The sequence below is a fragment of the Vicinamibacterales bacterium genome (assembly GCA_035699745.1).
Taxonomy (GTDB): domain Bacteria; phylum Acidobacteriota; class Vicinamibacteria; order Vicinamibacterales; family 2-12-FULL-66-21; genus JAICSD01.
In genome coordinates this window covers 1-26,065 of sequence record DASSPH010000092.1, presented here as the reverse complement: position 1 = coordinate 26,065, position 26,065 = coordinate 1, and the positions used below count along the sequence as shown (strand labels likewise).

General features: G+C 68.2%; 20 protein-coding genes. 6 read left to right on the top strand and 14 right to left on the bottom strand.

The window, feature by feature from the left end:
- Nucleotides 1-42 precede the first annotated feature (42 nt).
- The 3 genes from VFK57_21735 to VFK57_21725 are packed head-to-tail and all read right to left on the bottom strand — an operon-like array spanning nt 43 to nt 4,780.
- The gene (locus VFK57_21735) at nt 43-3,285 is read right to left on the bottom strand and encodes a TonB-dependent receptor (protein HET7698353.1); all 3,243 of its coding nucleotides are present in this window, start codon (nt 3,283-3,285) and stop codon (nt 43-45) included.
- Nucleotides 3,286-3,335: 50 nt separating this feature from the next.
- Nucleotides 3,336-4,148, bottom strand: a complete 813-nt coding sequence (locus VFK57_21730; protein HET7698352.1) for a tetratricopeptide repeat protein — start codon at nt 4,146-4,148, stop codon at nt 3,336-3,338.
- 32 nt (nt 4,149-4,180) lie between these two features.
- Nucleotides 4,181-4,780 carry a sigma-70 family RNA polymerase sigma factor gene (locus VFK57_21725; protein ID HET7698351.1) on the bottom strand — a complete coding sequence of 200 codons (600 nt, stop codon included), beginning with the start codon at nt 4,778-4,780 and terminating at the stop codon, nt 4,181-4,183.
- Nucleotides 4,781-4,912: 132 nt separating this feature from the next.
- Between VFK57_21725 and VFK57_21720 the strand changes: the two genes are divergently transcribed.
- Together VFK57_21720 and VFK57_21715 are read left to right on the top strand one after the other, a co-directional pair.
- Nucleotides 4,913-5,992 (top strand): hypothetical protein, encoded by a 1,080-nt coding sequence (locus VFK57_21720; protein HET7698350.1) that lies wholly within the window; start codon nt 4,913-4,915, stop codon nt 5,990-5,992.
- On the top strand, nt 5,989-8,118 hold the full coding sequence (locus tag VFK57_21715; protein ID HET7698349.1) for a PKD domain-containing protein: 2,130 nt from the start codon (nt 5,989-5,991) through the stop codon (nt 8,116-8,118). Before VFK57_21720 ends, VFK57_21715 begins: the two co-directional genes overlap by 4 nt.
- 21 nt (nt 8,119-8,139) lie before the next feature.
- On the opposite strand, the gene VFK57_21710 is transcribed toward VFK57_21715, so the two are convergent.
- The 6 genes from VFK57_21710 to VFK57_21685 all read right to left on the bottom strand — a co-directional run bounded on the left by VFK57_21710 (nt 8,140) and on the right by VFK57_21685 (nt 16,115).
- Complete coding sequence (locus VFK57_21710) at nt 8,140-9,291, bottom strand: hypothetical protein (protein HET7698348.1); 1,152 nt, start codon at nt 9,289-9,291, stop codon at nt 8,140-8,142.
- A 41-nt stretch (nt 9,292-9,332) separates the two neighbouring features.
- Complete coding sequence (locus VFK57_21705) at nt 9,333-11,972, bottom strand: protein kinase (GenBank protein HET7698347.1); 2,640 nt, start codon at nt 11,970-11,972, stop codon at nt 9,333-9,335.
- A gap of 23 nt (nt 11,973-11,995) precedes the next feature.
- On the bottom strand, nt 11,996-12,619 hold the full coding sequence (locus VFK57_21700) for a DNA-3-methyladenine glycosylase (GenBank protein ID HET7698346.1): 624 nt from the start codon (nt 12,617-12,619) through the stop codon (nt 11,996-11,998).
- 182 nt (nt 12,620-12,801) lie between these two features.
- Entirely contained in the window at nt 12,802-13,092 is a 291-nt protein-coding gene (locus VFK57_21695) for a KGG domain-containing protein (GenBank protein HET7698345.1), read from the bottom strand.
- A gap of 262 nt (nt 13,093-13,354) precedes the next feature.
- Nucleotides 13,355-14,818, bottom strand: a complete 1,464-nt coding sequence (gene gltX / locus VFK57_21690; GenBank protein ID HET7698344.1) for a glutamate--tRNA ligase — start codon at nt 14,816-14,818, stop codon at nt 13,355-13,357.
- A gap of 25 nt (nt 14,819-14,843) precedes the next feature.
- On the bottom strand, nt 14,844-16,115 hold the full coding sequence (locus VFK57_21685; GenBank protein HET7698343.1) for a phospholipase D-like domain-containing protein: 1,272 nt from the start codon (nt 16,113-16,115) through the stop codon (nt 14,844-14,846).
- Here VFK57_21685 and VFK57_21680 point away from each other — a divergent pair.
- The 3 genes from VFK57_21680 to VFK57_21670 are packed head-to-tail and all read left to right on the top strand — an operon-like array spanning nt 16,098 to nt 18,827.
- Nucleotides 16,098-16,364, top strand: coding sequence for a hypothetical protein (locus VFK57_21680; GenBank protein HET7698342.1), 267 nt, complete (start codon nt 16,098-16,100; stop codon nt 16,362-16,364). The two genes, VFK57_21685 and VFK57_21680, sit on opposite strands and share 18 nt — an antisense overlap.
- 22 nt (nt 16,365-16,386) lie before the next feature.
- Complete coding sequence (locus VFK57_21675; GenBank protein ID HET7698341.1) at nt 16,387-17,784, top strand: S8 family peptidase; 1,398 nt, start codon at nt 16,387-16,389, stop codon at nt 17,782-17,784.
- Nucleotides 17,754-18,827, top strand: coding sequence for a hypothetical protein (locus VFK57_21670; GenBank protein HET7698340.1), 1,074 nt, complete (start codon nt 17,754-17,756; stop codon nt 18,825-18,827). Before VFK57_21675 ends, VFK57_21670 begins: the two co-directional genes overlap by 31 nt.
- Before the next feature lie 39 nt (nt 18,828-18,866).
- Here the strand turns inward: VFK57_21670 and VFK57_21665 are convergent, their stop codons facing one another.
- The 5 genes from VFK57_21665 to VFK57_21645 all read right to left on the bottom strand — a co-directional run bounded on the left by VFK57_21665 (nt 18,867) and on the right by VFK57_21645 (nt 24,596).
- Nucleotides 18,867-21,095: a radical SAM/SPASM domain-containing protein gene (locus VFK57_21665; GenBank protein HET7698339.1), complete on the bottom strand. Its 2,229-nt coding sequence runs from the start codon at nt 21,093-21,095 to the stop codon at nt 18,867-18,869.
- A 59-nt stretch (nt 21,096-21,154) separates the two neighbouring features.
- Nucleotides 21,155-23,827, bottom strand: coding sequence for an ABC transporter permease (locus VFK57_21660; protein ID HET7698338.1), 2,673 nt, complete (start codon nt 23,825-23,827; stop codon nt 21,155-21,157).
- The gene (locus VFK57_21655; GenBank protein HET7698337.1) at nt 23,824-24,153 is read right to left on the bottom strand and encodes a PadR family transcriptional regulator; all 330 of its coding nucleotides are present in this window, start codon (nt 24,151-24,153) and stop codon (nt 23,824-23,826) included. The genes VFK57_21660 and VFK57_21655 overlap by 4 nt, the downstream gene beginning before the upstream one ends.
- Nucleotides 24,154-24,287: 134 nt before the next feature.
- Entirely contained in the window at nt 24,288-24,419 is a 132-nt protein-coding gene (locus VFK57_21650) for a hypothetical protein (GenBank protein ID HET7698336.1), read from the bottom strand.
- Nucleotides 24,420-24,464: 45 nt separating this feature from the next.
- A complete protein-coding gene (locus VFK57_21645) occupies nt 24,465-24,596 on the bottom strand; it encodes a hypothetical protein (GenBank protein ID HET7698335.1) in 132 nt (43 codons plus the stop codon).
- A 762-nt stretch (nt 24,597-25,358) separates the two neighbouring features.
- On the opposite strand from VFK57_21645, the gene VFK57_21640 reads away from it, so the two are divergent.
- Complete coding sequence (locus tag VFK57_21640) at nt 25,359-25,724, top strand: helix-turn-helix transcriptional regulator (protein ID HET7698334.1); 366 nt, start codon at nt 25,359-25,361, stop codon at nt 25,722-25,724.
- Nucleotides 25,725-26,065: the final 341 nt, after the last annotated feature.

The window sequence follows — 26,065 nt, the reverse complement described above, 5'->3', positions numbered from 1 at the left end:
CGACGACCAGGCGCGCCGAAGTGCCGCCGCGGCGGAAAAGCGTCACCAGTCCAGTCTGAGGCCGAGCTGAATTTCCCGCGGTGGACGCGCGCTCATGACCTGCCCGAAACCGGACCTGGGATCGCACGTCGTCGTCCCCGGGCAGAAGGTGTTGACGTCGAGGAACTGCGTGCGATTGAAGGCGTTGATCACGTCTGCCCGAAACTGCAGGCGCGAGGTGCCGGGCAGGCTGAACGTTTTCGACAGCGCGAGGTCCCACTGGTGGCGGCCAGGAAGCCGGAATGGCACGACCGGCGCGTTGCCATACTCCCGCGGCGCGGGCGGAACGAAGGCCGCGGGATCGAACCAGAGCAGGCCGTCCTGGTTGCCGGCGCCGGCATCCCCGGCCGCGTTCGGCCGCAGCGGGCCGGAGATACACCATCCGTCGAAATTGCAGTTCGCGGCCTGCAGTCGAACCGCGGGGCCTGACTCGATTCTGGTGATGCCGGCGATCTGCCAGCCGTGGAGCACGTGCCTTTTCCAGCCGGCGCTCCCCGAGCCGGCAAGTGGCAACGCGTAGACGTACGAGGCGGTGAAGATGTGGGTGCGATCGGTGAGTGCCGGTGCGAACTCGGCGTCCTTGTCGAACCTGTTCTGGGGATTGTCGATCTCCGAGTTGTCGTAGGTCGCGTCCGCTTTGTTCTGGCTGAAGGTGTAGTTCGCGGTTGCCGCCCCGGCCCGGCCGGCGTCGTGGCGGAAGCTGGACAAGAATCCGTGATACCGGCTCCTTGCGGTCGTCTCCCGCATGTAGATCGAGTCGTAGCCCCGGAACGGACGGACGAGGTTTGCCGGCCCACCCTGGTCCGAAGGCTGCGGCTGATTGATGTCGACGTGTCGAACGAGATGATCGCCGCGCCCGCCGACGTAGCCGAGATCGATCGCCCCGCGCGAGTAGAGGCGCCGCTGCACCCCGGCGTTCCAGTGCTGCCATCGGGGCGACACGAACGAATCGCTGGTCGCGTACGGCTGCGGTATTAACACGCCGAAAGGCGGCGGGATCGGCTCCCGGCCGGGGTTCGAGAGGGCCGCGTTCGAGACAAAGACGCTCCTGCTCAGGGGATCGTCGGCTGGAAACGCCCCCGGCGACTGAACGTTCTGTGCGAAGATCCCGACCTGCGTCTGGTCGAAGTAGACACCATACCCGGCACGCACGACCAGCGCTCCCCCACCCGTCGGATCCCAGGCCACGCCGGCGCGCGGCTGCAGGTTGTTCCGGTCCGCCGGATAGATCGCGCGCCCGAACGGCGAGTCCCTGCCCGCCACGCGAATGCCGTTGAACAGGTTTCCGGTCCCGATCTGCACGAAGAGGGCATCCGGATCGGCAAAGCCCGGCGCCTGGCTGCGGTCGTACGCAGACGGCAGGAACGTGAAGAGCATGTCGCCGGCGTCGGTCATCGGCGGAGCGAACGCGTATCGGAGCCCGACATCCAGCGTCACCTGCCGGTGCACCCGCCAGTTGTCCTGCACGTACGCCTCGTAGCGCCGCGATCGGAACCGGTTGACGACGTCGATATCCGTCTCGGAATAGGTGCAGCCATTCCCGCACGCGCCTCCGGAATTGCCGCGCAGGAAGTTCTGAAAGGCGGTGAAGCCGCCTCCGGCGGCGAACCTGAATGTGCCCTGCGTCGGTCTGATGTCGAGATTGGAGTCCACGTGCTCGACCGCGATGAGCCCGCCGGCCTTCAGGGTGTGCGCTCCGTGTTGCCAGCCGGCATTGGCGCTGACCGTGTGGTTCAGGAACTCACGCGGACCCGCAGGAGACTGCGATCCCAGAGAACCCACACCCACGATGGTAATCGTCGGTATCGCGTTGGTCAGGTTCTCGGGAAAGATCTCGGAACTCGTGATCCCGAGGCTGTCTCGCGTGTAGGTGCGGTCCTTGCGCACCTGCCGGTGCCGCGACAACTGGTAGGACGATTCGAGCACCACCCGCCCCTGCGCGCGGCGCACCTCGGCCACGCCGAGGTGCCCGACCTGGTAGCGATGACCGGCGGCGAGGGACGGGGAGGTCACGTACTCTCCGCGCGCGTCGACCTGATCGCGCAGGTAGCGCCCCGTCACCGACCAGGCGGTGTTGACGTTGTAGTCCGCGCGCACGAACTCCTGCCGCGTGTCGAACCCGTTGACGATCGTGGCCTCATAGCGATTGGTCCCGGGGACGTTCGCTGCGGGCCACAGCGCCAGCAGCTTTACCGCATTCGGGTCGCGCGCCTCCGGCGGCACATAGTTCGAGTTGCGCGGATCCGTCAGCCATGCCGGATCGGGAACGGCCTGCACCGCACTCGTCCGCCGGTCGCGCGTGCTGCGGCGCCACTCTTCCGAGAAGAAGAAGAAGAGCTTCTTCCGCGCCGGCAGCGCCGGCCCGCCGAGCGTGTAGCCGAAATTGCCGTAGCGAAGGCGCGGCGCAGCGCCGTTGATCTCCGGGCGCGCGCTCAATTTTCGGAAGAAGGAGTTGGCGTTCAGCGCGTCGTTGCGAAGGAAGTAGTAAGCGCTTCCGGAGAACCTGTTGGTGCCCGACTTGGTGACCGCGTTCACGACGCCCCCGCCGTTGCGGGCCCATTCGGCCGAATAGGTGCTGGTGATGACGTTGACCTCCTTCAGCGCATCCAGCGACGGCGTGGTCACGAGCGTGTAGTTGCTCCAGCCGTTGACGTTCGAGGCGCCGTCGAGCAGCCAGTTCACCGCGCTGCGGCGGCTGCCGTTGATCGAGATGTTGAGGTTGCCCTGGTCGCAGAAACAGGCCTCTTCGCGCAGGTCGCTCGATACGCCGGGCACCAGCGTGACCAGCTGGACGAACGTGCGGGTGGCGATCGGCAGCTGCTGAATCGCCTGAGGCTGAATCAAGTGCCGAACCGAAGACGTCGGCTGCACGAGATGCTGCGCCGTCACGGTCATGGTTTCGATGGCGCCGATCGTCAGCCTGCCGTTGACCTGTAATCGATCGTTCACGTGCAACGAAATCCCGCGTGCCGTGAAGGGCTGGAACTCACGCAGCACGAAGCTGATGTCGTAGCGTCCGATCGGCAGGCTTGCGGTGTACTGACCCGCGCCGTCGGTGACGACCTGCCGCGCGTGCCCGGTCTCCACGCTCGTGATGACCACCTTGACGCCCGGCAGCACGCCTCCGGTCTGGTCCGTCAGCCCGCCGAGGATCGTTCCCGTCGTCTCCTGCGCGCGACCGGCCGAGGTCGCGATCAGCAGCGTTGCGCACACCACCAGCAGCCGACGAATCGATGCGAGTCTCATGGCTCTCTCCTCTGCTCGTCGGTGGCCGGTGGGTTACCGCGTCAATCGGATTACTTCTCGAGCGTCTCGATGTCGCTGAGCAGCCGCTGCGCCTCTGCGCGGCGCGCTCCGCGAAGCGCCACCAGCGCCGTCAACTGCGCGCGGGCGGCGCCGACGTCCTTGCGACGCAGATAGGCCTTCGCGAGGTACCAATGCGCCTCCTCGAGATAGGCCGAGTCGCCGAGCGCAAGAGTTGCGCGGAGCTGTTCGACCGCGGCGCCGTCCTGTCCCGACATGAGATGGCAGATACCCAGGAAGAAACGCACGTGGGCGGCGCCGGGGTCCAGCTGTGATGCGTCGCGGAGGTCGACGATCGCCCGATCGTAGTCCCCCTTTCGATAGTGGTCCATGCCGCGGCGGAACCGTGCCGTGGCTTCGTCTGCCGCACCGCGCAACGTCACCGGCTCGTATGGCGGCGGCTCGACCCGAGCGAGCTGTGCGAGCGACGGATCGGGCACACCCGCCTGCCCGGTTGGAGCCGGCGTCCGGACCGGAGTCTCCCGCGCCGAAGACACCTGCGCGCCCGGCGGTTCCGGCGTCGTCGCCGGCGCTCGCATCCAGAACATCACGCCCGCGGCGAGCACGGCGGCGGCAGCCAATCCGGCCGCCGGAGCCCATCGCAGCACCGGAACTCTCGCGTCCGATGCGGAGTCCCCGCCGGAACGCCGCAGTTCCCGCTGAATCGCCGTGAGCGCCTCGAGATCCTCGAAGCAGCGCACGCACTCGAAGCAGTGCGCTTCGAACGCGTGGGCATCCGCCTCGTTCAGCCTTCCGAGCAGGTAGCTGTCGAGGATCTCTTCGCGACCGACCCGCTCACAGTCCATGCCGCGCTCCGGAGACCTAGTAGCGTTCTCGGTCATGTTCGTGACAGAAATTTGATGCGCTGCGTCGTTTTCTTCACCGCGCGCGACTTCCGCGTGCGTACGGCCTCCGACGTCAGGCCGAGCCGTGCGGCGATCTCCCCGGGCTTCAGACCCTCCACCAGCGTCAGCCACAGGATCTTCCGGTCGATCGACGAGAGCGCTCCCAATGCGCGCCGGACCAGCGTCGCGCGCTCGCGGTCGTTGTCGGCGGCCTCGGACGTGCCGGTCACGGAGAGCGCCGCATCGATCGGATCCTCCTTGAGCCGGCTGCGATCTCGCAGGTAGCCGTTGATCAGGTTGCGTGCGGTCCCGTGGACGAAGCCGCCGAGCCGGTCCGCGTCGCGCAACTGGCCGGAGCGCAGGGCGCGGACGACCGCGAGCATCACGTCCTGCGTCAGATCGCGCGCCGCCTCCGGATCGCGCGTTCTCGCGATCGCGAAGAACGCCACCCGGTCGCGGAAAATGCGAACGAGGGTCTCTTCTGCCGACACGTCGCCGGCGCGAATGCGCTCGACGAGGGCGCGCTGCTCCTCAGGAGCGAGAAGCGCTGAAGGAGCTCCAGCCGCTCCCCTGCCGGAACCGGTGATCACCATAAGTCACGTCTGTCGGACGCCGTGGGAGCGGCGCTCATTCTACGTCCGAATGACGCGCGCCGGGATTGAATCTGCCACGTTCCGCCGCGGCGGGCTACTACGTTACCTGGGATGCGCGGATCAGGAGGATACATGAGCAGGAGACTTGCGTTCGCGGCCGGCTGGGTCGCGGTGTTCGCAACGGCGGGATTTCAGTCCCCGTACGCTGGAAACGCAGCCACGCCGGGCCCGAACGTGACGATCACGATCACGTCGCTCAAGTCGTTCGGCCGCGGCGCCGAGGCCATGGCCGTCAACGACGCGGGCACGATCATCGCGGGCCACGCGTGGGATCGGCAGGGGCTTCTGCACGCCGTCAGGTGGACGCTGCAGAACGACGGGTCGTGGGCATTCACGCCCCTTCTGCGTCCGGCCGGCGCGACGAGCGCGATCGCCAGGGGCGTCAACGCTCGAGGGGATGTGGCGGGCAACGACTTTCCGGCTTCCACCTCGCGCGCCCTCCTGTGGCCGCATCCTCAGAGTCAAGCGACGCCGCTCGGCTGCGCCACCGACCTCGGCGCAGTGGCGGTCTATGGAATCAGCGGCGCGGCGCAGACTGTCGTCGGCACCCTGCGCGGCGGCACCGCGGCGTCATGGACGCCGGGGCATTGCCGCGAAGATCTTCCACCGCTCGTCGCCGGAGGTTTCGCCACGGCGATCGCGGTCAGCGGCGACGGAACGATCATCGGCGGCGCGTCGAGCGTTGCGCAAGGCTACGTACCGGTCCGCTGGACGAAGGTCGCCGCGGAGTGGATCGTCGAGCAGCTCGACGCGCGCGCCGGCATCGTCTACGGCGCAAACAGCGGCGGCGACCTCGCGGGCGTTGTCGACGTGCTCCCGTGTGCGTCCAGCACCGGCTGCCAGCGCGCCACGGTCTGGTCCGCCGGCGGCACGCCGCCGCTCGATCTCGGCACCCTCGGGGGCGAGGACAGCTGGGCCCGCGACATCAATGGCAGCGGTGAGGTCGTCGGCGGGAGCACGTCATCGCGGGGCACCAACACCGGCTACTTCTGGTCGGCGTCCACCGGCATGCTGGCGCTGCCGTTCAAAGGGCGGTGGGCCGCGGCCAACGCGCTGAGCGACGTGCGGCCGGACGGCACGCGCGTCGCCGTCGGCATGGATTCGGGCGGCACACCAGTCGTGTGGATCGTTCGTGTAGGAGACGGCACATGAAGGTTCGCACGCTGATCGGAATCACCCTGGTGGCGGGCGGCGCTTCGATCGCGTCGAGCGAACGAGCCGCCGCACAAACCGCGCAGAACCCCGTCGAGCCAATCGCCTTCGAGTCGTGCTACTTCGACGCGTGGAACTACTATGACTACGTCTGTGACATCGTGGTCCGGCGCGATGGAATCGACACCGTCGTCGCGTCCCCCGGCTCCGCGCCGAAATGGTCGCCCGACGGAGAACGCATCGCCTTCGCCGGCCCCTCCTGGGATCCCGGCATCAAGGTCGTGGGTCTCGCCGATCTGCGCGTTCAAAACCTGACCGGCACGACGGCATTCGATTGGGCCCCTGCCTGGTCGCCCGACGGCTCGACGATCGCCTTCGTGAGCGATCGCACCGGCACGGCGGAGCTGTATCGCGTCAACGACGACGGCTCGGGACTCGGGCGCCTCACGACGTCGATGGTGTTCGGTGGTCAGTTCGCCTGGTCACCGGATGGACGCGCGATCGCGATTGCTGGAAATCGAGACGGCGGAAACGACCTGTACACGATCGACCCCGACGGATCGAGTCTCGTCCGCCTCACGTCCGGCGGCGGCATCGGGACGGTGGCGTGGTCGTCCGACAGCACCCGCATCGCATTCGACTGCGACGCCGAACTCTGCCGGATCGACGCTGACGGCACGGGGCTCGTCAGGCTCACCGCCACGACGGGCCGCAACGCCGTGTTCGCGCCCGCCGACGGGAGAATCGCGTTCGTAACCGCCGGCTTCGGGCAAGGTGACGAGATCGCGATCAGAAATGAGGATGGAACCATCGTCCGCGTTGCCGCGGCGACGCCGGGGATCAACCCGGTCTGGTCGCCGGATGGAACCCGCCTGCTCTTCGAGGGGACGAATCCGTTCGGCTATGAAGGATGCTGCTTCAACGGCTGCAACGGGGACACCTACTGCGTCCCGGCCTACGGGCTCTACATGGTAGATGTGGCCGCCTCGAGCCCGGGGCTGTTGGGAAAAGGCAGCAACGCCGACTGGTACGGGCCGCGGCCCGGTCAGCCGCTCGCCTCCTTTACCTACCAGTGCGACGGGGCCCGGTGCGATTTCGACGCTCACGGATCCGCCGACCCGAACGGTGCGATCGTGAGCTACACATGGGGATTCGGCGATGCCACGACCGGCGCCGGTTCCACCGTCAGCCATACGTACATGCCGGGCGGGACCTACCTCGTCACGCTCAGGGTCACCGACAACGACGGCCTCACGAGCGCCGTCACTCTGCGCATCGAGGCCAACGCGCCGCCGACGGCGGCGTTCGCCGTCACCTGCGCGGCGGCCACGTGCACGTTCGACGCGTCAGGATCGGCTGATCCCGACGGCCCGATCGCGTCGTATCAGTGGACGTTCGGCGACGGCGCGTCGAGCTTTTACCCGACGGGCAGCCCCACCGCGACGCACACGTACAAGACCGGCACGTTCACCGTGCTGCTCGTGGTCACGGATTACGGCGGCGTCACCGCGACGGCGAGCGCCACGGTGCAGACGATCAACCAGCCGCCGGTAGCGTCGTTTACGAAAACCTGCGACTTTGCCCGGTGTACTTTCGATGCCACCGCGTCGGCCGATCCGGAAGGCAGGGCCCTTCGCTATTCCTCGTGGAGCTTCGGCGACGGCCACCACCGGTACGATTCAACGGCGATCCAGGAACACACCTACAGCGCGGCCGGCAGCTACGCGGTGGTGCTGACGGTCGTCGACGGCGTTGGGCAGCAGGCGACCGTCGCCGACACCATCACCATCCTGCCTGCGTCGATGCACGTCGGGGATCTCGACGGTCTCAGTACGCAGGCGACGAGGCCCTGGTCCGTCCTGGAGGTGAGCCTGGTGGTGCACGATGGAGATCATCGACCGGTAGCCAACGCCAGGGTGGTCGGCATGTGGTCCACCGGCGAATCACGGAACTGTGCCACGGACGCCGCAGGACGATGCGCCGTGGCTGCGGCCGTCCGGGGAAGCCAGGCGGGCGTTTCCTTCACGATCCAGCGGGTGGAACACGCGCTGTATGTCTACCGCGGGAACAACCACGATCCCGACGGGGACAGCGATGGAACCACCTTCACCTTCAAGAGGAAGTAGAGTGTGTCGGCGCGGCGGCCGTCACAGCGTCCGCCGCGCCATCCATTCGCGGTACAGCGAGTCATTGACCAGGTAGCGCCCCTGGTCCTTCATCACGATGTCCTGACGGACCAGCGCGGCGAGCGCCGACTGCACGCTCGACGCACCGGGCAGCCGGTGGCGCGCACGCACGCCCGCCGACAGCAGCTCGCGGCCGTTCTCGAGCACGATCGCCCGCAGCACCGCCCGCTGCGCCAGCGTCAGCCGCTGCCACGACTCCTCGAACATCGTGTGCTGCTCGTTGAGCAGCCGTCCCAGCGTCATGTGCAGGTCTTCCAGGCCCGCATTCCTCCGGCCCGCCGCCCTCACGTCGTCCCACGTCTCGTGCGCCAGGCGCTGCACGTCGTAAGGGACGTTCTCGGCGAGATCGACGATCGCCTCGCCGAGCCCGTCCTCGGGACGGATGCCGCTCGCGGCGAACCGCGTCTCGATCCACTCCGCGAAGGTGCGCTCGTCGATCTTGCCGAGCCGCACGACCGGGCCGGCCTTGTAGAACGGGCGCCGGGGCGTCAGCATCCGCTCCATCAGCGACGGCTCGGATCCGGAGAACACGTAGCCGACCGAGCGCTGCTCCTGAACCGCGGCGCGCAGCGCGTGCTCGACCGTGGTGCCGTCGAACGCGGCGATGGTCTGGAACTCGTCGAGGGCGATCGCCATGCGCCGCCCGCGCGCGGCGGCGATCTTCGCCGGCAGCGCGAACACTTCCGCCGCCAGACGGGCGGTGTCGCGGGCGGAGCGCACGGCCGGAAAGGTCACCGACAGCCGCGGCTCGCCTGTCGGCTGCGCGTCGAAGCGCAGCTCGGGACGGACCGTCTTCAGCAGCTCCGCGGCCCAGCGTCGCAGCGCGCCCGCCGGCGTTTCCGCGCTCAGCAGCGCCCGCGCGTACGCTTCGAGGAAGCCGACGTACGAGCTGGAGGCCGCGACGGTGACCTCCGCGGTGAGCAGGCCGCGCCCGGCGAGCCCCTTCATGACGTCGCGAATGAGCGACGACTTGCCGTAGCGGCGGGGAGAAATCAGGAAGACCTTCTGCCCTTCCGCCAGGTCGCTGGTCAGCCGGGCGCGCTCCTCGTCGCGGTCGGCGAAGGCGGCGGCGGTGACGACTTCGCCGTAGACGAACGGATTGGCAGCCGCCATTACGCCATTATACGTAATGGTTATGTAATTCCAAGTAATGGCTAGCGCGGCCGCCAGCTGGTGATGAGGCTGATCACCGCCCCGGTCTCGGGCCTGACCTCCTTGACCAGGAAGCGCTGGCCGTCCGGAGCGGCGTCGAACGTGTATGGAAACGGCGGGTAGAGGGCGCGCATCCGCGTGGCGAACAGCGTCCGCGGATTGGCGGGAACCCAACGGTCGCCCGGCGTCACCGCAACCGCCATCAGCTTCCCGTCCGGGGCGCTGTAGAAGAGCTCCTTGCCGTCGCGCCGCCACACCGGCTGGGCGCCGCCGCCGTACGACACCTGCTGGTGCACGCCCGCGAGCGGAAACTTCTCGACGAACACCTCCCAGCGCCCGGTCTCGTTCGACGCGTATGCCACCCAGCGCTCATCCGGCGAGAATCGCGGCTGCACCTGGCTGCCCGGCGCCTCCACGAACGGCGTGGACTGGCCGCTGTCGGCGGAAAAGACCAGAATGTCCCGGCCGGTTTCCAGCTGCGTCAGGCTGAGCAGTGCCGCCCGCCCGTCGCGCGTCCAGTCGTTCGCATAGAAGTTTCCCGATCCGGTGTTGGCAAGCCCGGCAACTGCGACCGTTCCGAGCACCTGCTCCCCCCCGGCGCCGCTCAATGCCCGTCTGCCGACCGTGATTCCCGCGCTGCCGGCGGAACTGAACGCGATGGACGCGCCGTCGCGCCACCATATCGGCCGTGCGGCGCCCGCCATCGACACCGGCAGCCGTGACGTGACCCCCGCCATGTTCATCAACCAGATGCCGCCGCCCTCCGCGGCGTTGCGTAGGTACACGAGTTGGCGGCCGTCCGGCGAGATTTCGAACGTGGCAGGATCGCGGGGGGCGGGCAATCCCGAAAGTGCCGTGCCGGTCCGATCGTACCAGGTGAGTGCCGTCGCGACCGTGGTGCCGTCCCAGTACGCCAGCAGACCGGTCTTCGACACGGACACCGGCGGATAACCCGCGCCGGCGACATAGCGCACGCTTTCAGCGGCGTCGGCTGGCGCGCCGGTCAGCTTCAGCGACCCGAGGTCCAGTTGCTGCGTCTGCAGCGTCGTCGACTGCGGCGGCACGAACAGCACATGCGACGACCCCAACGGGACCACCGTCGACACCGACGCGATGAGCGCCGACGACGTGTTCGAATCGAGGGCGGCGATGCGCGCTCCGCCGGAGCGTACGAGGGAGTAGATGAAATGCTTCCCGTCCGGAAGGAACTGCGGCCATCGGTGGCCGACCTCGCCGGGCTCGATGGTCGTCACCGCGGTCAATCCTCCTCCCGCGGCCGACACCCGGCGGATTGGACCGACGCCGCTCCCCAGCAGCATCACGTCTCCGCTCCATGTTCCGCCCGTCGCATCCGTGGTGGCGAGCACCTGCGATTGCTCGCTCGCCAACCCGGCGCGGCGAAGCCTGCCTTCGCTGAAGAACGCGATCGACTGGCTGTCCGGCGACCAGAACGGCGCCGACGCGTCGGCGCTGCCGGGAATCTCCTGCGGCGTGCGCGAATCCAGCCGCTGCACCCACAGCGAGGGCGCGCGTCCCGAGGCGCTCGCGACATAGGCGAGACGCGATCCGTCGGGTGAGAGCGCGAATTGCGGATATCCGTTCGACCCGAAGGGCGTCAACGTCAGGCCTGGCGGCGCGACGAACGCCAGCTTGAGCGATGGCGCATCGACGTGCGCTGCCGGCGCTCGCGCCATCCACGACAGGGCAAGTCCCGCCGCGCCGAACAGGACCGCGGCACCATACACGGCCGGCTGCTTCCACCATGACGCGCGCGGCTGCGCGAGCGGTTCCTCCGCGGTCGCCGCCCAGCGCAGCTCGTGCGCCACATCCGCCATCGACTGCCATCTCGCGTCAGGATCTTTCTCGAGACAGCGCCGCACTACGTGGTCGAGGACACGGCTCACGCGGGGATGCCGTTCGCGAACCGGCGGCACCGGCGCGTTGAGGATGTTGGCGAGCACGCTCGCTGTGGTCTTCCCGTCGAACGGGCGGGTGCCGGTCAGCATCTCGAAGAGCACGCATCCGAACCCCCACACGTCCGTGCGCGCGTCCCCTTCCGCCCCTTCGATCTGCTCGGGCGCCATGTAGTGAAACGTGCCGATGATCGTGCCCTCGCCGGTGAGCCGCGCCGGCTGCGTCACAGCGGTGGTGTGCAGCGGCGCCGCGCCGGTGGTTCTGGCGAGGCCGAAATCCAGCAGCCGCGCACCCGACTTGGTGAGCATGATGTTCGCGGGCTTCAGGTCGCGATGGACGATCCCGGCGCCGTGCGCTCGCGCCAGCGCCTCGGCGATCTGGATCGCAATCGGAACCGCGTCGCCCGGTGGAAGCGCGCCGCGTTCGAGCCGCTGTTCGAGCGTCCCGCCATCCAGATATGGCATCACGAGGTAGGCGGTGCCATCGTGCTGCCCGACGTCGTGCAGCGGGCAGATGTGCGGATGGTCGAGCTGCGAGATCGCGCGGGCTTCGCGATCGAAGCGGTCGCGGAACTGGCGATCCGACGCGAGCAGCGGCGGCAGGATCTTGATCGCGACCGTGCGATCGAGCCGCGTGTCCCTGGCCTTGTAGACCTGCCCCATGCCTCCCTGCCCGATCGGGGCGAGGATTTCGTACGGCCCGAGGCGGTCGCCAGGTGAGAGCTGCATGGCCCGGGCGCCGATTGTAGCCGCTAAGTGCCGGTCGTCTCCAGACTGCGCCACAGGTACCAGCACGCGACGGTGCGATAGGGGCGCCAGGGCTCGGCGATCTTGCGGATGCGATCGGGCTTCGGCTTCTTGCGCAGGCGATACAACCGCTGGATGGCGGTGACGATGCCGAGATCGTCGACCGGCAGAACGTCGGGGCGGTGCAGACGGAACATCAGGAACATCTCAGCCGACCAGCGGCCGAGCCCCTTGACCGTGACGATCGCCTCGATCACCTGGTCGTCCGTGAGCTGTGTCAGCGAGTGGATCGGCAGCGCACCGGACGAGACCTTCTCACCGAGATCCCGCAGGTACATGCTCTTCTGGCGGCTCAGGCCGGCCGTGCGCAGCTGTTCGTCGGAGATCGAAAGGAGCGCCTCCGGCGTCGCCACCCCGCCGGGCATCAGCGCGACCAGCCGGCCGTGAATCGTCGCCGCCGCCTTGGTCGAGATCTGCTGCGCGGTAATCGTCCGCACCAGCGCCGAGAAGGGATCGACGATCGGCGCATCCAGCAGCGACCGCTCCCGGTACCGCTTGATGACCGGGGCGAGCACGGGATCGCGCCGCATCAGCAGGCGACGGGCCCTGGCGAACTCGTCGGGTGTCATTCAGGAGCGAGTCTAGCTCAGCTCCAGGCGACCGAGCCGTAAGCGGATGGCGAGCGGATAGCGGTAAGCGATGGCGGCGAGAGAATGGCGGATGGCGGTGAGCGGATAGCGGATGGCAGCAGCGAGCGACAGCCCGCCGGATGGAGTGCGGGATCGCGCGCCTGCGCGACCCCCGCTGCTCTTTACTGCTCTTCGCGCTCCGAGATCGGCATCTCGTCGGAGGTGCTGCGACCCGAATCGAAACTCGTCACGTTGTCGTTGCCCGTGCTGCGATCGCCGCCCGGGGTGTTCGCCGCCTGCTCGCGGCGGCGCTGATGGCTGGCGATGCCACCCTTCCGGCCGGCATCGCGGGCCTCTTCGCTCGTCCACTCGTGGGCGGTACCTTTCTGATGCGCTGCCTTGCCCCCCTTGCTGGCAATCTCGCGCTGCTTGGCTCGATCCATCGACGCGAATCCGCGGTCTTCCTTTGCCACGTTGCCCTCCTCCCCGGAGTGGAGTTCACCGGGTCGGGGGCCTCGACTGCAACGCATGTGCCTGTGGCTACCCGTAACCGATTGTGCGGATGGAACTTACGTTCGGCAACCGAGGGGCAAAAGAGGGTGATCCGTTTCCGTGATCCGGCAGCCGGGCTGCCCACCGCCTGAGGTCGGCCGGCGGGAGACGCCAGGATCAGTAATTCCTTAGCTCGAAGAGGAACACGGCTTCCGATCCGGACGGCGAGGGCGCTGTGTAAGGCTAACCACCTGCTGTGTAAGTCGCGGCCTGCCGCAGCCGCCGCACCACACGGGCGGAGCCGAGGATGGCGAGCACGTCGAACAGGCTGGCGCTGACCGTTCGGCCGGTCAATGCCACCCGGGTGGCATGGATGAGTGGCCCCGCTTTCATTCCTGCCTGCTCTGCCGTGGATCGGACGGCCACCTCGGCCGCGGCCGCGTCGAGGTGCGGCGTCTGCTCGATCCTGTCGGCGAGCTTCGCCAGCACCGGTCGAACCTCCGCAGTGAGATGTCTGGCGGCGGCTGCCGGATCGGGCGCCAGGTGCTCGTCGGCGGCCAGGAACGGGCGAATCTCCTCCACCAGATGGTCGAACTTCTTGACGCGCGGCTTCAGCAGATCGAACACCTGGAACAGCCAGTCCCGTTCGGACGTCTGCAGCGCGTCGCGCCACAGACCCGCGGTCCGCAGGTACGGCGCCATGGCGGCGAGCAGCGCGTCGTTGGCCAGCCGCGCGATGTGCTGCTGGTTGAACCAGTCGAGCTTCTCGAGGTTGAAGACGGCGTTCCCGCCGCTGATCCCTTCCAGTGTGAACAGCGACTTCAGCTCGTCGCGCGTCAGGACCTCGCGGTCGCCGCCCGGCGACCATCCGAGCAGCGCCAGGAAGTTGACCATCGCCTCCGGGAGGTAGCCGAGGCGCTGGTACTCCATCACCGAGGTGGCGCCGTGCCGCTTGCTCAGCCGCTTCTTGTCAGGCCCCATGATCAGCGGGACGTGCGCGAAGCTCGGCGCCGGCCTGCCGAACGCCTCGTACAGCAGGATCTGCTTGGGCGTATTCGAGATGTGATCGTCGCCGCGGATCACGTGCGTGATCTCCATGTCGATGTCGTCGACGACGACGGACAAGTGGTAGGTGGGCTGTCCGTCGGATCGCAGGATCACGAAGTCTTCGAGGTTCGCGTTGTCGAACGCGATGTCGCCATGGACCTGGTCGGAGAACGCGGTGCGCCCTGGCGGCACGTGGAAGCGGACCGCCTTCGGCGCGCCGGCGGCGTCGAGGCGCGCCGCGTCGGCCGGGTCGCGGCGCACGCACGCGCGATCGTAGGTCCACGCGTCGCCGCGAGCCTCCGCGTCGGCGCGCTTCTTCTGCAGCTCCTCGGGCGTGCAGTAACAGAAGTAGGCGCGTCCGCGCTGCACCAGCAGATGCGCGTGCTCGCGATACTTGTCCAGCCGCTGTGACTGAAAGTACGGCGCGTGCGGCCCGCCGACATCCGGCCCCTCGTCCCAGTCGAGCCCGAGCCAGCGCATCCCGTCGACGATGCCCGCCACCATCTCCCACGAGGAGCGCTCGGCGTCGGTGTCTTCGATGCGCAGCACGAAGACGCCGCCGTGACGCCGGGCGAGCAGCCAGTTGAACAGCGCGGTTCGTGCCCCGCCGACGTGCAGATAGCCGGTCGGCGACGGGGCAAACCGGACGCGCAGCGACATCCGCTGATTGTAGACCGGCCGCGGACTAGAAGATTTCGCCGAAGTAGCTCCAGAAGTGCTCGCGCGCCTTCTCGAGCAGCGAGCGCTGCCGCCACGCCGCCGGATCGAGCCGCCGCGCGGCGCGGAGATCCTGCTCGAAGTCCTGCGTCAATCGGGCCGCCAGTTCGCGGTCGCTGACCGCCACGTTCATCTCGTCGTTCAGCTCCAGCGACCGGTTGTCGAAGTTCGCCGACCCCACCATGCTCCAGGCGCCATCCACGATCGTCGCCTTCACGTGCATCATCGTCGGCTGGTATTCGTAGATTTCGATGCCCTGGTCGAGCAGCCGCTGATAAGCGTCGCGGCTGGCGTACTTCACCGGCTTCGCGTCGGTCAGATCCCCCTCGACGAGAATGCGGATGCGGACGCCGCGGCGGCGCGCTTCGCCGAGCGCCCACTCGGTGGATTCGTCGGTGAGGAAGTACGGCGAGCAGATGTCCAGGGTGCGCCGCGCCGCGGCGATCGTGATCAGGTACAGCCGTTTCAGGTCGTTGCTGCCGCCCGTCGGCGAGCTGCGAAGGACCATCGCGCTGTCGAGCGGTTCGGCGGGAATCTGCGGCGGCGGATCGACGACCGGCGTCACCGGCCCCAGCGACTCGACGAAGTTCTCCTGGAACGCTCCTTCCATCAGCCGCGCCACCGGACCCTCGAACCGCACCATCGTGTCGCGCCAGTGCTGCGGATCCTGCGCGTGGCCGAGCCACTGATCGTCCAGCCCGACGCCGCCGGTGAAGCCGATGCGCCCGTCCACCGTCAGGATCTTCCGGTGCGTGCGGTAGTTCAGTTCCTCCAGTGAATACCACTTCACTTCGCCGAACTGGCCGAACTTCACGCCGGCAGCGGTCATCGCCTCGCGCCACTCCCCCGGAATCTTCTTCGAGCCCAGCGCATCGATGACGAGCTGCACCTGGACGCCGCGTTTCGCGGCGGCGATGAACGCGTCCGTGAACTGCTTGCCGACGGTCCCCTCGTTGTAGATGTAGGTCTCGAAGCTGACCCTCCGCTGCGCGCCGTTCACGGCGGCGAGCATCGACGGGAAGATCTGATCCCCGTTGGTCAGAACGGCGTACCGGTTCCCGCCCGTCGCGTGCACTCCGAGCAGGGCCGCGACGTAGCTCGGAAACTCATGGCTCTCGGCGGCGTGGGCCGACTGGATCTTGAGCGTCAGTTGATCCTGCGCCAGTGCGAGCAGGACGGCGACGATGGCGAGGCAGACGATGACGGTGATGATGAGCTTGCGATGCCGTATCCGCGTCACGCGGGCTCATCTGTGCAAGGTTGGCGCCGTCGTCCCGCTGCGAAATCCGGCGGCCCGTCCGTCTACCCGCGTACCATGGCCGCGGGAAATCCATTCCGCGTCTGGCTCGAGTATCTGGCAAACTGGACGCTGATCGAACGTTCGGACAGCGACATTCGTCGTCTGTGTGCGGACGCCGGTCTCGGACCGCCGGCGATCGAGCGTGATTCCACCGGGCTCGCGCTGCTGATCACGGCGGCAAGTCCATGAGCTGAACGGAAACCGCACACGCATGGCGATCGTCAACGGCCGGCCGCTCGAGCAGGATCCACGTACGCCTGCCGTCGTCGAACGGGTAGTGGTGAAGCTGCGGCCAGAGGCGGCGGCGCAGCCTGGCGCAGCCCCTCTGGGATCTGCGGCCGCGAATGTCTGGTCCGCGATCCGGCAGCGCTATCCGGGGGTGGCGATACGGCCGTACTTCTCTGCCTCGACCGGCCATGATGCGGCGCGCATGAGCGCCGCGCCGCCACCCGGCGGCGCCGGGCTCGACCCCGCGCGGTACGTGGCTGTCGATGTTCCCGCGGACGTCGAAGCGGAGGCAGTGGCCGGCGAACTTCGTCGTGCCCCGGAGGTCGAAACGGCGTATCGCGAAGGCGGCCCCACCCCGCCGCCGGTCTCGCCGGACGACGATCCGCGCAGCGCGAATCAGGGGTACCTCGGTCCGGCGCCGGAAGGCGTGGACGCGCAGTTCGCCTGGACGATCGCGCAGGTGGACGGTTCCGGGGTCGGCTTCGTGGATCTCGAGCGCGGATGGACGCTCGATCACGAGGACCTGGCCGGCGCGAAGGTGGACGTCATCTCGGGCATCAATCTCGATTACCGCGGGCATGGCACCGCCGTGCTCGGCGAAGTTGCCGCGACGGACAATGCAATCGGCTGCATCGGCATCGCGCCGGCGTCCACCGTCCGGGTCGTGTCGCAGTGGAGGACCCCGTCCACCTACAGCACCGCGGAGGCGATTCTCTCGGCGGCCGATGGAATGGCGCCAGGAGACGTCCTGCTGCTCGAAGCGCAGACGACGTTCGCGACCAGCGGAGGCAGTTACGTGCCGGTCGAAGTGGAAGCGCTGGTCTTCGACGCCATCCGCAGCACTGTCGACCGCGGCATCGTCGTCATCGAGGCGGCTGCGAACGGGTCGTTCGATCTGGATCGATTCGAGGACGCGAGCGGCCGCCAGGCGCTGAAGCGCGGCAGCGCGGATTTCCGCGACTCCGGCGCGATCGTGGTCGGCGCCGCGAGCTCGCGCCATCCCCACCGGCGTCTCGGGTTCTCCAACTTCGGCTCGCGCGTCGACTGTTTCGCGTGGGGAGAGCACATCGACACCTGCGGCGATGGCGGCATCGGCGACGCGGCGAACGTGTATACGCCCGCCTTCGGCGGCACGTCGGGCGCCAGCCCGATCGTCGCCGCGTGCGCGCTGCTGCTGCAGTCGCTGCGCGCCCGCGACGGCCTCCCGATGTTCACGCCCGCGGAGATGCGGGCGCTGCTCGCCGACACGGTGTTGAATACGCGGAGTGAAGAGCCCGCGGCGGATCGGATCGGCGTGATGCCGGATCTCCGGGCGCTGATCGAGCACCTCCACCGAAGGAGCACTGACGCATGCCTGTCTTCCCGCGCGGCGTCTGGATAGTCTTCGCGGCGATCGCGGGTCTGTTCGGGCTGCAGATGCTCGGCCCGGGCCTGGGGCGGCAGGATGCGCCGCCGCCGGCAGCCGCTGCGGCCGCGGTCGATTTCGCCGGCAGCGGGCCGATCGAGCTTTCGGACGTCGGCGCCAGCGGCGCCTCCGCGACCGTGCTCGTGCGCAACGACTCCGGCGGTGAAGCGCTGGCGGCGTTCGAAGGAACGATGCTCGATCGGCGCGGGCAACCGCTCGGCACGATGACGGCGAGCGCGGCGCTGAAGTCGCCGGTGACCGCCGTCGTGCTGACGCTGACGCCGGTGAAACCGTTCGACCTGGCTCGCGACGATCGGCTTCCGGCGCGCGGCGTGCTCGTGATGACGGCGCGGCCGTCCGGGCGCGCCGATGCGTCGCCGACGATCCGGTCGCGCGAGCTGACGCTGCTCCAGATCCAGCCGTCTGCTGCGGAGCGGGCGATCACCAGCCTGGGGTTGATCGCCGGAGCGATCGTGCTGCTCTACGGCGTGGCTGCCGGGTTCAGCGCGAAATCGAACGCGCAGCTGGCCGGAACCCCCGCGTGGACGCCTCAGAGCTGGAGCACCAACCTCGCCATCGGCGGCGCGCTGCTCGCCATGGTGCTTGGCATCGCGGCGCTGCCGGCGCAGACGCACTATGCGGCGCGGACGGCGTACGCGACGCTCTCGACGTTCTTCGCCACGCTCGTCGCGCTCGCGCCTGCCGTCTACGGGCTGCTGAAGGTCGGCACGCCGTCGCCGCCCGCCGCGCTTCGCCTGTTCGCCTTTGCTGCCGGCGTGACGGTGTGGGCCACGGTCGGTCAGCTCGGCATCACCGGCCTGCTCTTCCTCGAGCTCGGCGCGGCGCGGGTGATCTCGTGGACGTCGGCGCGATCGGCCGCGCTGCTCTTCGCGATCGTCGCCCTGCTCGTGTTCGTCTACGCGCTGCGCGCGGTGAACGCGTACAAGACGGGTGAGAGTCCCGTCACTGGCGCGACCGTGCCGCCGTCCGGCACCGCGGGCCGCTGGCCGCTGCTCTAGCAATGAAATCGGCGCGGATCGGCCGTGCCGCGGCGGCCGTCAGCGTTTGAAGCCGCGGAACAGGAGGTGAGAGACGAGTCTGTCGCTCACCGCCGTCGCCATCGGCGATACGCGAATGCCGTAGGGCAGCCGTCTCAGCCCGCCGCGGATGAACTGCGCGACCCGGCGCGCCGTCCACGACGGATCGAACAACGGACCTTGATAGGCGTACGCCATGGGACAGCGGCGGCACGGCGGCAGCGGCGTGCTGCTGTTCACCGTGCGCCTGAACTCGCGCGCGACCGGACCATTCCAGACTTCCTGGAACGACTGAGTCATCAGGTTCCCGAGCGCGTAGCGGGTCTGGCTCTCGCCGGTCGCGATGCAGCAGACGTCCATCCGGCCGTCGACCGAGAAGTTGTGGAGATCGGTCCACGGCTTCTGGCAGTAATAGCGCACGTCGCCTCGGAGCGCGGTGCGCATGCGCTCGATCCAGCGAGAAGCCGGCGGCGTGGTGTCCGCGGCGTGCGGGGCAGCGGCCGCAGCCGGTGCCGCGCCGCCCGACGCCGGCTCGAGCCGTGACGGGGTCGCCTCGATGTTCGTGTTCCAGTCGACCGCCGCCGCGAGGTCCCCGTCCCGCTCTCCGTAGAGCACGACGTAGACGCGGCCGTTCTCGCCGGTGTCGAACGGAAGGACGCCGCTCCACTCGCCCGCCGGAAGGCTCTTCGTCGTCAGCCAGCCCTGTTGATCGCCTGAGAGAATGCCGACACCCAAAGCTCCGCGGGTGACGGTGGACCTGAGCGGCAGCTCGATGCGCGAATGCGGCACACACGCGATCGAGTAGCTTTTGAGCAGGTACGGTCCGCGCTTGACGGCGCCCGCGAGCTGCACGGTGCTGCCGGTCCAGTCGACGCGAACGTCCGCGCTGGTGCTTTCCCATCGTCCGGGGTGCGGAACCGTGAAGCGCGCGCCGGGCACGGCAGCGGGCGTGCGCAGGCGGTCGAACTCGAGCCGGGCGTCGACGGGTCCTGCCGCCTCCAGCCAGAACGACAGCGCGGCGTGCGCGCCCGTGTGCACGCGCACCTCTGACGTCCCGGCACCGCGCAGCGGAATGCTGGCGATGGCGGGACCCTGCGGCGGCCCGACCAACAGACACAACTCGCCGCGCCTGACATTCGCGGTGCAGCGGAGCAGGAGCTCGGTCTCGGGAGGGACGGGCAGCGCTTCCGACTCGAGGATCCGCGGCGCTCCGTCGCCGGCGCGCGTGAGGGTGACGGCGTTCCACGTCCATGACGCCGTCGTTCCATCGCCCGGCTGCCAGTAGGCGCCGCGCGGCACCGGCAGCCGCGGCACGTCCTCGGGGGGCATCGGAATCGCGCCCGGCGGGTCCGGGCGGACGGCGCGGAAGTTCTCCGGTACGATCTCGATGCTCGCCCTGCGCGGAGTCGAGGCGAGGTAGTCGCGCACCCCTTCGAGCATGTCGGTGATCTCGCTCTCGAAGGGGACCAGCGGACGCAGATCCTCGACCGCGCCGTGTTCGGTCGCGATCTCGGAGAGCGGACGCACGAGCACGCGATCGACGCCGAGATCCTCTTCCGCGAGGCGCAGGAACGGCACGACCTCGTGCACGTTGTCGCGCGTGACGACCATCGACACCGAGACGCTGGGCCGCGGCTTCGTGCCGCGGGCCGCGACGAAGCGGCGGATGTTGCTCAGCACGCGATCGAAGTCGCGCAGCTTCATGATCCGCCGGTGGGTCGATCCGCTGGCGGCGTTGAGGGAGAAGTTCACCGCATCGAGTCCGCGCGCTACCAGTGCGTCGATGCCGGCCGGCGTCAGGCGGTCGCCATTCGTGATCAGATACGCGGTCGCGCCGTTCCTCAGGAGAGCGTCGGCCAGCTCGTCGAACCGGTCGTACAGCGTCGGCTCGCCGTTGCCTTCGAGGCCGTACATGCGGATGACGCGCGAGACCGGACCGGTGAAGCGCGAGATCGCATCGAACGGCAGCTGCTTCTTGATGATGCCGGTGCGGTTCGTCGTCACCGAGCAGAATCCGCAGAGCGCGTTGCACTGCCCGGTCGGGCAGAGCGCCATGTATTGCGGCAGCGAGAGCAGCTCTTCGCGCCCCAGCCGCATCTCGATCGCCGCGACGGCGGTATTGGCCGCGCGCGATCGCCGGCACAGCCGGTGGATGGTGCGCTGCAGCGGTCCCCAGTGCGGGAGGAGGGTGTCGGCGGCAGCACGCGTCTCGCGTTCGGTGGAATCGACGAGCTGCACTGGGAGACTCACGGGCACCGACGGATCGTACACCGCGCGGGTGGTGCAGTGGAGATCGTTATCGACGCGGCTTATTCCTGCCGCAGCGTGCGCATGGGATCGAGTTTCGCCGCGCGCGCAGCGGGAATCCACGCCGCCGAGAGGCACGCCGCCACGATCACGCCGAGACTCGCGAGATAGGCCACCGGATCGGTGACGTGCACGATCTTCGAGATCAGGGCGCCGGCCGGTGTCGCGAGCGCCGCCGTCGCGAGCGCTGCGGCAAGCGCGGCCCCGGCAATCAGACCGGCCGTCACCGGCCGCGCCGTCTGGGCGAGCATCAGCCGGGTGATCGTGTGCGCCGAGGCGCCGAGCGCCATCCGTACGCCGATCTCCCGGGTCCGCTGCTCGACCAGGTACGACAGCACGCTGAACAACCCCGATACGGTCAGCAGCAGTGCGAGTCCGCCCAGGATGAGGGACACCCAGAACGCCATCTCCAGGAAGAACGTCTCGAGCCTCGCCACCGTGCGCATGGTGATGATCATCCCCATGTTCGGATCGACTCTGGTCAGGCGCTCGAGCAGCGCTTGCCGCGCCAGGTTCGGGTCACCTTGCACGCGGGCGACGACGGACGTCTTCGCGACATCGAGGGCTGTCGGAAGGAATACGCCGGCCTCTTTGACATCCGTGATGCGGAATCCGGGCACGTCGCGCGCCACCCCCACCACCGTGAGCATCCGCGCCTGCGGCAGCGCATCGTTGGCCGGCGCATCGGGATTGATCGTCAGGAACCCGGCGTGGCGTTGGACGCCGGAGTCCGGTTCGAGCTGGAACGTCTCGCCCACGCCGCTGCCGCCGGGCCACAACGTCCGCGCCACGGATTCGGAGACGATCGCCACCGGATGCTGGTCGCGCTCCCATGACGTGAACGCGCGGCCGCGCACGATGGGGATGCCGAGCACGTCGAAGTACGGGCCCGAGACCGATTTGAACACCACCGGTGCCTTGCCGGCGCCGGCGTCGGCAAAGGCCACGCGCAGCGGGGCGAGCAGCTGCGGCCTGACGGCCGCGTAGGCCGTGATCGTCGCGTCGTTCGCAACCGCCTGGGCCATCGCCGCGCGCTTCGGCTCGCTGGCGATGTCGATCATCACCGTGTCGGCGGTGCGCAGGCCCGGATCGAATCGAGCGGAGGCGATTGCGCTCCGCAGGAAGATCGCCGCGCCGATCAGCAGCAGCGCCGACGCGAACACCTGCACGCCGATCAGCGCGTTGCGCGCCCGTCCGGGCCGCGCGTCTTTCACCAGCTCCCCGCGCAGCGTCCGCACCGGGTCGATCGCGGTCGCGTGCAGCGCCGGCATCAGCGCGAAGAAGCCGGTGGCCGCCACCGCGCCGGCCACGAGAAACACCGCGACCCGCCAGTCCGCCGCCGGCACACCGAGGTTGACGTCGCCGATGTCGACCGGCATCGTCTGCAGCGCCCAGTGCACCGCGCCCTGAAGGGCGAGGCGCGAGATCAGGTAGCCGCCGGCAGCGGCGGCCAGCGCCAGCAGCACGCTCTCGGTCATCAACTGGCGGACGATGCGCCGCCGCGATGCACCGAGCGAAAGACGAATGCCGATCTCCCGCTGCCGGGCCACTCCCCTCGCCAGCAGCAGGTTGGCGACGTTGGCGCACCCGATCATCAGGATCAGTCCGAAGGCGACGAACAGCGGTGCGAAGAGGGCGACCGTCTCCAGCGGCTGCGGGATGGTCCCGCGCCGCGGCAGCAGGTCCAGGTTCGTAGAGCGGCGGGGGGCAGCGGCCGGCGTCCGGTTCGAGTCCCACGCGGCCAATTGCGCGCGCGCGGTGTCCTTCGAGATATCCGGTCTCAAGCGGCCGACAATCTCCACGGCGGCACTGTCTTCGCGGCCGCGATCGGCCGGCCGGAACTGTCCCAGCTGCGACAACGGCGCCCAGAGGTCCGGGCCGCCGACTTCGAGGCCGCGGAATCCGGCGGCGGTGATGCCGATGATCTCGAACGGCGCGCCGTTGACGAGCACCGTCCGGCCCAGCACGCTCGGGTCGCGGTTGAAATGCCGATCCCACCCCTTGTGGCTCAGCACCATCACCGGGTTGCCGCCCGAACGCGCATCGTCGCCGGGCATGAGGGGGCGGCCCATCACCGGATTCACGCGGACGACCTGGAAGAAGTTGCCGGTGACGAGCGTGACCGCCATCCTCCGTCCGTCGACGTGGAGATCGATCTCGGGAACGGCGGCGTAGGCGTCTGTGAAGACATGCGTGTCGGCTCGCATCGCGTCGAACATCGCACGGCTCGGCGGCGCGGGAACACCGTCGGCCGCCTGGGTCCGCTCGACCGAGTACATCTCGCCGACGCCGGGCACCTGGTCGACGCGGAAGAGGAGCGAATTGAGGACGGTGAACACCGCCGCCACCACGCCAAGGCCGACGGCCACGGTGAAGACGATGGTGAATGCGGCGAGCGGCGCCTTGGCGAAGGTGCGCCATGCGTACTGAACGTCGCGGAGGGTGTCGTCGACGAGCGCGGTGCCGCGCTCGTCGCGGCAGCGATCGGCGGCGAGCGCCGTCGAGCCGAAGCGCGCTTGCGCGCGGGCGCGCGCCTCTCGCGGCGTCATGCCGGCGTCGATCAGTTTTCTGGTCTCGCGCTCGATGTGGAAGGCGAGCTCCTCGTCGAGCTCCTGCTCGACGCGGTCGGGCCTGAGCAGCGCCCGCAGCCTCAGTTTCAGGTCGTTGACCGTCATGCCAGCTTCATCACGCGGCCGATGGCGTTGGCCATGCGCTCCCATTCCCGTGCCTCGACGGCGAGCTGCCGGCGTCCGGACGCGGTGAGGCGGTAATACTTGGCGCGGCGGCCCAGCTCCGAGACCTTCCACTCGGCCTCGATCCAGCCCTGGTGCTCGAGGCGATGGAGGGCGGGATAGAGCGAGCCCTGATTGATCTGCAGGACGTCCTCGGAAATCTGCTGGATGCGCTCGGAGACGGCCCAGCCGTGCAGCGGATCTCTCTGCAGCGTGCGCAGGATCAGCAGATCGAGCGTGCCGGGAAGCAGGTCGGGGGTTCGCGTCATGGTGTAGATAATCGACACTATCGAGTCTTGGTGTCGACTGTCAACACCAATGCGTCCCAGGGTGAGACGAGCGTCGTGGCGCCGGGGTTCCTTGCGGGGGGGGTTCGCGATCGCGGCGGGGAGGAGCGCGGTTCTCAACCTGTGAACGCTGCCCACACCACCCTGGCGAGCTTCCAGATCCCGAGTAGCAGGAAGGCGAGCAGCCCGACGCCGAATGCGATCTCAGGCCATCCGATGGCGAAGTAGTAGCTCTCGACGTAATCCACGTCGACCTCCTCGCGCGCATGCCGGCAGGCCGGATTCTGCGGCCCTCAGCCGGAGAATGCGGCCCACAGCAGTTTTGCCACCTTCCAGACACCGAAGACGACCGCCACCAGGATCACCAAGCCGATGAGCGTCTCGCTGATGCCGCTCGAAACGGCGCCAAGACCGCCGCTGCCCATCAATGGCCTCCTCTCTGCCTTCTCGCCCCCGGCTCACACGCTCGTGGTCCGCTTCACGCTGCAATCGACGCTCTCTGTGAGTCCGCAGGGCGATCCGACCGCGATCTTTAGCATGACGCTGGGCGAACGGCGCAGACATTCGTGACCTGGAGTTCCTGCCTGCCGCTCACGATGTTCCTCACCGTCAACGAAGCCGCGGAGCTCCTCCGCGGTACGCCGAAGACACCTTCTGCTCGGTCCGTGGACCGGGGGCGAAACAGGAGTTTGGAGACCTGGTAGAGACGGGCGTCGTCAGTACGAGGGCTTGAGACAGTCCGCCTGCGTGCTGCGCGGTGCCACGAGAGACCTTTTCGCTGGCTTGCCAACCGTAGCTCGGTCAACTGTCAGGCGGGCGAAGGTTGGCGGTGAGGCAGGGATTCGAATGCGTCCAACGGGGTCTCGTAACTCGGTGAGGGCGCGTGACTTCTGGCGCTAAGCGTTTGAATCCCTGCTACTTGCGGCTGCTCTATCGTTTTTTGGCGTTCGCCTGAGTTTTCGGAAATCCTCCGGGGTTTTGGAGACGTGGTGGAGACGCCTCGGAGTGGTCTGGCACGTCCCCGCTAGCGAGCTGAGGCACCGTCGGGCGTCGAGCCCGATTACCTCCGTGGCCCCCTCCAGGGACTTTCGAACCCTGATGTAGCAGTGAGACGAGCGAACCAACAAGGATTGAGGTCAGTCAGATCCTGTTGTTAGCGTTTAGCTAATAGCATAAACTCTCCAGCAGTGCGAGCCAGTCCATTCGGCGCGCTCCTGCGATCCTGTCGAGAAAGGCGCTCTCTGACGCTATCGCGCGTGGCTCGCGCCCTTCGCATAAGCGTCGTCTATTACCGCGACGTAGAACTCGGCCGACGGCGCCCGTTTTCAGCTCTGAAAGTTGATTTCGAGGTTCTCGCGAGCATCTTGGATGCGGATCCAGAGGTGCTCTTGAGCCTTGCCGCAAATGAACGCGGGCAACTCGAACTCGATTTCAAGAGCGCCGGCGTCGACGAGCGGCGGCTCGCACTCCTGTTTGCGCGAAGTATCGGCAAGAAGAAGCTCGCTCGGGCGGGTATCCGGGACTTGACTGCATTGCTACGAAAACTGTCCTGATCGCTGGACCCTTTATGAACAAGGCTCCAGAAACGATGGGTCGACGGCTGGTGGACGGCCAGAGCCGGTTCAGGCTAGGATTCGCCTTTTTGACCAACCACACAGTCAGGGAGGCGGAGCGGTGCACTTTTACAACTGGTGGTACCGTCGACGACTCTGGACGATCCGCTATTTCCAGTGGCGCGACTTGCTCCCGTTGCTCGGGACATGCTTGGCTATCGCCCTGGCGGTCAACAGTTATTCATCACATCCTGTTCTCTCGATTGTCTTCGGTGTCATGTACCTCGTTGTCGCAACCTTGCATTTCGTCCTCGGCCTTCGTGCGCGGCGAGCGCTCGATT

What these genes read in the sequence shown, in the direction of transcription:
- VFK57_21735 (HET7698353.1), bottom strand. Translation starts at nt 3,285, where the DNA reads ATGAGACTCGCATCGATTCGTCGGCTGCTGGTGGTGTGCGCAACGCTG.
- VFK57_21680 (HET7698342.1), top strand. Translation starts at nt 16,098, where the DNA reads ATGCCGTATCCGCGTCACGCGGGCTCATCTGTGCAAGGTTGGCGCCGT.
- VFK57_21675 (HET7698341.1), top strand. Translation starts at nt 16,387, where the DNA reads ATGGCGATCGTCAACGGCCGGCCGCTCGAGCAGGATCCACGTACGCCT.
- VFK57_21670 (HET7698340.1), top strand. Translation starts at nt 17,754, where the DNA reads ATGCCTGTCTTCCCGCGCGGCGTCTGGATAGTCTTCGCGGCGATCGCG.
- VFK57_21715 (HET7698349.1), top strand. Translation starts at nt 5,989, where the DNA reads ATGAAGGTTCGCACGCTGATCGGAATCACCCTGGTGGCGGGCGGCGCT.
- VFK57_21725 (HET7698351.1), bottom strand. Translation starts at nt 4,780, where the DNA reads ATGGTGATCACCGGTTCCGGCAGGGGAGCGGCTGGAGCTCCTTCAGCG.
- VFK57_21720 (HET7698350.1), top strand. Translation starts at nt 4,913, where the DNA reads ATGAGCAGGAGACTTGCGTTCGCGGCCGGCTGGGTCGCGGTGTTCGCA.
- VFK57_21655 (HET7698337.1), bottom strand. Translation starts at nt 24,153, where the DNA reads ATGACGCGAACCCCCGACCTGCTTCCCGGCACGCTCGATCTGCTGATC.
- VFK57_21660 (HET7698338.1), bottom strand. Translation starts at nt 23,827, where the DNA reads ATGACGGTCAACGACCTGAAACTGAGGCTGCGGGCGCTGCTCAGGCCC.
- VFK57_21730 (HET7698352.1), bottom strand. Translation starts at nt 4,148, where the DNA reads ATGGACTGTGAGCGGGTCGGTCGCGAAGAGATCCTCGACAGCTACCTG.
- VFK57_21645 (HET7698335.1), bottom strand. Translation starts at nt 24,596, where the DNA reads ATGGGCAGCGGCGGTCTTGGCGCCGTTTCGAGCGGCATCAGCGAGACG.
- gltX (HET7698344.1), bottom strand. Translation starts at nt 14,818, where the DNA reads ATGTCGCTGCGCGTCCGGTTTGCCCCGTCGCCGACCGGCTATCTGCAC.
- VFK57_21710 (HET7698348.1), bottom strand. Translation starts at nt 9,291, where the DNA reads ATGGCGGCTGCCAATCCGTTCGTCTACGGCGAAGTCGTCACCGCCGCC.
- VFK57_21700 (HET7698346.1), bottom strand. Translation starts at nt 12,619, where the DNA reads ATGACACCCGACGAGTTCGCCAGGGCCCGTCGCCTGCTGATGCGGCGC.
- VFK57_21705 (HET7698347.1), bottom strand. Translation starts at nt 11,972, where the DNA reads ATGCAGCTCTCACCTGGCGACCGCCTCGGGCCGTACGAAATCCTCGCC.